The following is a 6,682-nucleotide window of genomic DNA, read 5'->3' as shown; positions in this document are numbered from 1 at the left end:
CGGCCCGCTGGGCATCAGTTACCGACGACGGCGGGATCTTCGGTCCAGGACGACTCACACTCAACCAACGACGAAACTCCGACTCAGGTCACTAGGGCGTTTCGTTTGGATCACAGCGCGGACCAGAGGTAGATCCCTGCGATGTGTAGTCCGGCCAGGAGATGGTGGCTGTCTTGTCGTGCCGCGTGGCCAGGCCGCGCCACTGCTTGAGACGGTTGATGCACCGTTCGACGGTGTTGCGCTGCTTGTATGCCCTCTACGCCCGCGCCCTTCAGCAGGACGCCCCCCTCGAGCTCGAAGCGCCCATCCCACTCCGCGAGTAGACCCTTCCTCTCGGCCACGAACTGCTCGAACCGCGCGACGTCCTCCGGAGACAGATCTCCAATGCGGGCGGTAGAAGCTCCATCCAGGAAGGGTAGGAAAACCTTCCGCTGTGCGGCAGACCGCCTGCGTTCCTCGGCCCCACCGCTACGCGGGCAACGACACTTCTTCGACTTCGACGCCTTCGGCTTGTGGGCGGCCCCTGGCTCCGCGGCCCCGCCGCACCCGGCCACCAGCACCAGCGTGGCCGTGGCTGACAGTGCAGCGGAGCCTTCAGGATCGAGCGCGTTCGACCCTCCTTATGCCGTGCCGCCGGTCTCGATAATGTCCCGGGCGGCCCTGCGCACCGCGGCCGGGTATCCGAGGCGGTCGGCGGCCTGCGTGAACGTGAGGGACGGCTCCGCCTCCATGAGGCAGGCGATGCGCTCGCCGCGCAGTTGAGACAGCGCGCGTTGTGCCGTGGCCGGTGCGACCCCGAGCGATTCGCGGACACTGGAAATTGTGATGCCCGGCTCGGCATCGAGGAGCGCGGCCACCTTGTTGCGCAGTTCACCGCGCGGTACCGCATTAGCCTTGCCCTTTGGCCGGCCGGCTGCGCTCTCCTTGCCGGGGCGTGTGTCCCTGAAGGCGTGGACCACACCCCGGGGCCAGTGCTCCACGCCGCAGATCAGCACCATGTGCGGCGCGATGCGCGGATCTGTCTTGTAGCCGTCCCAGGTCCGGGGCGTCACGTTCAGTTCGGCGGCCGCTTCCTGCCGATCCAACAGTTCCTGCGGGCCGCCAGCGGCAGGCAGCTCAGGTACGGGCTTTCTGGCGAGGTAAGCGGCGGTCTGCTCGCCGTCCCAGAGCAGCACCCGTGCACCGGCGGAACTGATCGGCGCTGGAAAGCCGACGACCGCATATGGCTTCTTGTTGCGGAACGTTCCCATGGGCATGTCCATGTCTTGGGCCAGCAACTCCCGGGTTCGTACGAGGTGCTTTCGATCTGCATAAATCATCGACTCTCTGCCCCCTGGCGAATCTGCTGCACATCACGGTCATCCCTCGGGCGCCCGAACCAGACAGCTGCTTCCGGTTTTCGCCATCACGATCTCCGGTCATCCCTCGCACGCCCAGGCCAGCCCGGGAGCGCGGAAGGAACGTACAAGCCGGCTTGGATGCTGTGCGTGGGGGCGTCAGTGGTGGACCCTGTCCAGGCACAGGTTCTCGTCCCCCAGCCGGCCGCCGGTCTCCTTGTACTGGTCGTACTTGGCGGGGCATGTGGCGTCAGAGTCATAAAGGTCCGAGACGATCCTGTACTCCGCCTTGGTGTTGCTGCAGTCGATGGCAAAGAGGACCGGCTTGGCGTGGCTTCCACGGTTTTCCAGACAGTCGCCGACGGATGCCTCGCGAGCGGTCTTCACCGGCGGATCATCGGTGCTCAGCCCCCAGCAGACCAACCCGAAGACAGCCAGGGCACCGAAGCCGATGAGCGCCGGCATCCAGGGCCGCCGGCGTGGCCCGGTGGGTATGAACCCCGGCGGAGTCGGCTGCGCCCACTGCTGGGGCGCGGGCTGGCCGAACGCCTGCGGCTGACCGTAGGGGGCCGTGGCGTGAACAGGTTGGGCGTGGACGGGGCGGCCGCCTTTTCCGTACGGGGGCGGTCCTGTGGGCGGACCGTACGGGCTGGAGCCGTAAGAGCCGGCGCCGGGCTGGCCGTAAGGGGCGGAGCCGTCGGGCGGCGGCGGGTGCGCGGACAAAGTGTTCCCCATGTCGCTTCGGTGTTCGGTGCTACAGGCTAGCGGTGCGACACCCTGTGCCTCCGGTGGAGGCATCACCGGAGATGGCCGCCGCCTTCGGCTGGGCAACACCGAGGCACCGCCGGCGTCGTGGGCCCGGCATGTTCCCCCAGGCGCGGGCCCACGAAAGGGCCATTGTCGGTGATGGGTTGAACCGGGACTGTGGCCGGCCAAGACCTGCGCGCCTGGGCCCTGGGCTGGGCCGGCGACCTTGCCACCCGGCTCCACTCCGAGGAAGACCCACGCGACAACTGACCTCGCTGCGCAGCAGCGAGGAGATCAGTGTCGACCCGCCGCGGCGCCAGGAGTGCCCCGGACCGCGAAGTCGTCACGGGACCGGGACCTGTTCGATCAGCCGGCGGCGCGGCGGCAGATGCTGGGCTGCGAGGCGCTCGGCTCCATACCTGGGCTGAGCAGAAACACGGGAAGGCCGCCCGGAGGGCAGTAAGCGTTTGCGGCTCAGCGGGCGAGGTTGGCGAGGTTGGCGAGGAAGGATTCGGCGGCGGACCATGGCGTGAGCTCGATGCCGAAGGTGCTCACCGCTCTCGGGCCTTGGAGGTGGACCAGGCGGCCGGAGAGGTAGACGAGGTCGCCTTCGCGGAAGGCGCCGGTGTACGCGCCGAGGTAGGACCGTAGCTGGGTGATCCGCCGGGCGAAGACGTCCGCCTCGTCGATCGTGGAGCCGATGACGGTGTCCACCGCGATGCCGTAGACGGCGGGCGTGGCGAGGCCCTCGGTGTGGTCGGTCACGTGGGCCAGCACGCTGATCGCGCCGACCTCCTGGGCGACCACCCCGGCGAGGGTCCGGTCGCCGTCGGCACGCAGGGGCTCGCAGTTGATGTGAGCGCCGGCCCCAGTGGTCAGCCCCTGCAGCTTGCGCGCCTCCTGGCGTATCAGCGCATCGAACGAGCTGCCTGTCATGTACTTCGCCCGCCGGATGTACAGCCGAGTCTGGGCATCGCCCTCGTAGGGCTGGATCAACGACCGCTCGGCGCACAGCGCCTGGGCGGTCTCGTACCCGCGGGGTCCGTAGCAGACCAGGTCGATGTCGGAGCGGGCGTTGCACGCCCCGACGAGGAACGAGCCGGTGACGCCGATGACATCCGCGGCGCCGGCATCCACGACCCAGGTGACGATGGCAGCCAGGTCTTTGCTGACCGGTGAGCCGTCCAGCAGCTCCGGGGACTGGTGCAGGGCGGCCAGGGGGCGGCGGCAGGAGTAGTGGGTGACGACGTCCTCGTGGGGCACGCCGGTGATGACGCAGCCGACGGCGGGCGAGTAGACGTAGGACTCGGGCCGGTCGGCCAATGCCGAACGCCTTGGACGCGACCGTGTTCTGCCGGTACGTCCGGCCGAACAGGCTCCGGTCGCCGCGCGAGTCGGGGTAGTAGCCGGTACTGGGAGCTACTTCACGTCCTTGCCGCGCGGACCATTCCGGCGGCAGCCACGTCCATCGCCGCGCCCGCAAAGAGCAGATTGATCTGCTGCGCCGCTGGACCGGTCAGCGCCAGCATCAGTACGAGGCCTGAAGCCGCAGCCACCGCGACCAGCAGGCACCAACGCACAGGAGCCCAGGTGTGGTGGACACCCCCAGAACTACGGGGAAGGACACTGACAACGATCGTCGCGACCGTCAGAAGAAGAGCACCAACAAGAACTGGCACGTGGAACGGAGAGGTGTCCGACGACTCTCCATAGAGCCCGGAGTGGTCCACGAACAAGGTTCCGCCCAACAACGTGAGCGCAATGGCCCCCCAGGCCAGAGGAGCTGCCCTGCTCCTGCGCGCCTCTCGTACGCCATGCGACTGGTCGCGACGTTTGATCATTTTCCCAACTCCCCTTATATACATGGTATTTCAGCCACGGACCGGGCGTCAGAGCAAGATCCTCTCTTGACGCTACCTGTCGCTCTTCCCTAGCGTCCTGCACAGACATGGTGTCGACCTGTCCTAGGGGGAGTTTTGTTCGACAGGTTCCAACGCGAGCTTGAACAGTTCCAGCATGAGGTCGCAGCCGTCCAGCGGACGATGCGGGAAATCCAGGAGAGCGTCCCTCAGGAGGCCGAGGGTTCGGACGCTCGAGGCGCAGTGCGGGTCGAACTGGCATCAGACGGACTCCCCACTCGCTTCCACGTGGCTAGCGATTGGCGGCGGCGCCGCGCGGGAGCGGCGTTCGGTGCCGCAGTAGTCGAGGCTTGCGGCGCCGCGATGGAGCAACGCATGGCGGCATGGTCGCTCGTCATGGAGCGCAGTGACCGGCAGAGCCCGTTCAGCAGTTCCGGAGCGGGTGGCCCGGTGCCCTCACCACGCCCCTCGGGCACCGAGCGGAACGTCGATCACGTCATTCCCCGCCCCATTGACGAGATCATGGAGGACATGCTCACGGCCCTCGATGGCGCCCAGGCTGCTGCCGACTCGCCCTCGGCGGGGGAGCCTGTCACTGGAACGGGCTCCAGCGCGCGGGGCCGCGTCACGGTGACAGTGCAGTCAAGTGCACTGGTGTCCTGCGTAGTGGACGACTCGTGGGCCGGCGAACAGTCCGCCACATCGCTGGAGCGTGCCCTCGAAGAAGCACTCACGGATGCACGCAGCCGACTCAACGCCGCAATCGCTGAGGCCGAGGCGGCAGCAGGTCCGAAGGTGCTGCGGGATGGCTTGTACGACGAAGCCATGGCAATCCTCAAGAACCCGAGTCGGTACGGGAACCCGTAAATCACCGCCAGAGAGGAAATTGCCATGGCTGATACAGATGTCATCACGGATGCACTACGCAAGGAGTCCAAGACCTGGGACCGCAACGCGGCAGAACTGAGCGGCATCGTTGCCTCCGTGGATGAGCTGAACCTTGCCCGCCTCGAGACCGGGGTCTTCCAGGTCCTGTGTTCCGCGTATCAGGAGGCGGTTGCCCAGGTCGCCGACCGGTGCCGGGAGGGGAATAGGCGTATGACGGAGATCGCCGACGCTCTAGTGAAGAGCGCGAACGCGTACGACGACAACGAGGCAGACACCACGAAGTCGGTTGAGGGCACCTACTGACCTGGCCCAGAGCCAACGAGCACGAAGTCCGAAACCGCAAACAGGGGGGCATTCCGGATGGTATTCAGCCCGGCGCAGTACAACGCCGCCACCAGCAAACTCAAGTCTGGTGTGACCACACTGGAGAGCAAACTTTACGAGGCCAAGTCCAAGGCCAACTCCACGGCCTCCGACCCCACAACCCCAGGCTGGGTTGGGGACGCCATCATCTGGGCAGGGAACAAGCTGCTGGAGATGGGCAAGTGGGTGCTCGCGAAGCTCGGCGAGTACTTTGAGGGGATGGCGGCGCCGGTCACCTTCTTCTTCTACTCCTCTGACTGGGAGTCCCAGGTTCGAGGTAAGGCATCCAATGTGGCCGGTGAAGTCGCCCCCGATGCACTGAAAGCCACCAGAGAGTGGAAGGGCGACGCGGCCGACTCTTACATCGCCGCCGTCCGTTCGCAGACCACAGCCGCCACACAGATCGAGACGATCGCCGACACCGTATCCACAGCCCTCACCACCTCCGCGGTCGCCGGGTGCGCGTTTTACGTGGCACTGGGCCTCATTGTGGCGGAGAACATCACGGTCGTCTTGAGCGCCCTCGCAGCCTTCGCCTCGGTAATCGCCAGCTGGTACGGAGCTGTGGCCATTGTCGGGGATTTTGCGGTCAGCGCGGGCCTCATCGCCGGCGCGGTCGCCGCTCTGGTGGCCGTGCTAGCCACCACGAGTGCGCAGCTCTCAAATGTCAAGGGAGCGGCTAGCGACAATTCCGCCTTCCCCGGGGGGCATTGGCCCGAAGGCACCGCCTGACTCATGTAAGTGCCTGTTTTTCTTCCCGGTAGGCCCCTTGCGGCCGGTCGATGCAGGTACGGACGCCTGTGCGAAGATCGCGGCGTGAACGATCTACGCCTCCGTCTCGCTGACGACGCCGACGTTGCGACTGTGGTGCGTCTGCGCGACGACGCTGCCCGCTGGATGCTTGCCCAGGGCGTCACTGGTCAGTGGCAGCCTGGTGAGCTGGGCGGGGACCACTTCCGCCGCGTCATGGAGAGCGGGGAGGTGTGGGTCGCGGAGGCTGCCGATCGTATGGTCGGGGCCTGGGAGCTGTGGTGGGAGGACAAGGACGCCTGGGGGCCGCAGCCGCCGACGGCCGGCTATGTGCACCGACTGATGGTGGACCACAGCCGTGTCCCGTCCGGGACAGGGCGACATCTTCTACGAGCTGCGGAGCGCCGCGTGGCCGAGGCGGGACGAGAGCTGGTACGGCTGGACTGCCTGGCCGGCAACGCACGCCTGAACGCGTACTACCTCAACGCCGGCTACCAGGTTGTCGGGCACAGGGAGGGCAAACCGCAGCCCGGCAGTATGCCCAAGTCGTTCACCCTCCTCGAAAAGGCCATACGGGACAGCGGGGAATAGGAAGCGCGCGCTCTCGTCCTGATCGGATGGGAGAAGCGAGATACCCGGGGGGCTAGTGACCTGAGTCGGAGTTTCGTCGTTGGTTGAGTGTGAGTCGTCCTGGACCGAAGATCCCGCCGTCGTCGGTAACTGATGCCCAGCGGGCCG

General features: G+C 66.7%; 8 protein-coding genes and 1 pseudogene. 4 read left to right on the top strand and 5 right to left on the bottom strand.

What is annotated here, in order from left to right:
* Nucleotides 1-110 precede the first annotated feature (110 nt).
* From ACZ4S3_RS40225 to ACZ4S3_RS40205, 5 genes and pseudogenes are all read right to left on the bottom strand, one after another.
* Nucleotides 111-250: pseudogene (locus tag ACZ4S3_RS40225) on the bottom strand (IS5/IS1182 family transposase); the annotation flags it as partial.
* 370 nt (nucleotides 251-620) lie between these two features.
* The gene (locus ACZ4S3_RS40220; RefSeq protein ID WP_467943761.1) at nucleotides 621-1,319 is read right to left on the bottom strand and encodes a hypothetical protein; all 699 of its coding nucleotides are present in this window, start codon (nucleotides 1,317-1,319) and stop codon (nucleotides 621-623) included.
* Nucleotides 1,320-1,496: 177 nt separating this feature from the next.
* A complete protein-coding gene (locus tag ACZ4S3_RS40215; protein ID WP_467943760.1) occupies nucleotides 1,497-2,072 on the bottom strand; it encodes an LppU/SCO3897 family protein in 576 nt (191 codons plus the stop codon).
* Between the two features lie 486 nt (nucleotides 2,073-2,558).
* On the bottom strand, nucleotides 2,559-3,407 hold the full coding sequence (locus ACZ4S3_RS40210; protein WP_467943758.1) for a hypothetical protein: 849 nt from the start codon (nucleotides 3,405-3,407) through the stop codon (nucleotides 2,559-2,561).
* Nucleotides 3,408-3,508: 101 nt separating this feature from the next.
* The gene (locus ACZ4S3_RS40205; protein ID WP_467943756.1) at nucleotides 3,509-3,925 is read right to left on the bottom strand and encodes a hypothetical protein; all 417 of its coding nucleotides are present in this window, start codon (nucleotides 3,923-3,925) and stop codon (nucleotides 3,509-3,511) included.
* A 135-nt stretch (nucleotides 3,926-4,060) separates the two neighbouring features.
* Here ACZ4S3_RS40205 and ACZ4S3_RS40200 point away from each other — a divergent pair, with 135 nt between their 5' ends.
* The 4 genes from ACZ4S3_RS40200 (at nucleotide 4,061) to ACZ4S3_RS40185 (ending at nucleotide 6,535) form a co-directional block, all read left to right on the top strand.
* Nucleotides 4,061-4,810 carry a hypothetical protein gene (locus ACZ4S3_RS40200; protein ID WP_467943754.1) on the top strand — a complete coding sequence of 250 codons (750 nt, stop codon included), beginning with the start codon at nucleotides 4,061-4,063 and terminating at the stop codon, nucleotides 4,808-4,810.
* 24 nt (nucleotides 4,811-4,834) lie between these two features.
* Nucleotides 4,835-5,134, top strand: coding sequence for a type VII secretion target (locus tag ACZ4S3_RS40195; RefSeq protein WP_467943752.1), 300 nt, complete (start codon nucleotides 4,835-4,837; stop codon nucleotides 5,132-5,134).
* A gap of 111 nt (nucleotides 5,135-5,245) precedes the next feature.
* Nucleotides 5,246-5,926: a hypothetical protein gene (locus ACZ4S3_RS40190; RefSeq protein WP_467943750.1), complete on the top strand. Its 681-nt coding sequence runs from the start codon at nucleotides 5,246-5,248 to the stop codon at nucleotides 5,924-5,926.
* Between the two features lie 84 nt (nucleotides 5,927-6,010).
* Nucleotides 6,011-6,535 (top strand): GNAT family N-acetyltransferase, encoded by a 525-nt coding sequence (locus tag ACZ4S3_RS40185; RefSeq protein ID WP_467943748.1) that lies wholly within the window; start codon nucleotides 6,011-6,013, stop codon nucleotides 6,533-6,535.
* The last annotated feature ends 147 nt before the right edge of the window (nucleotides 6,536-6,682 follow it).

It is taken from the genome of Streptomyces sp. NPDC028368 (assembly GCF_055565615.1).
Note: the sequence above shows the minus strand (reverse complement) of the source record. Positions and strands in the feature narration are given on the sequence as shown.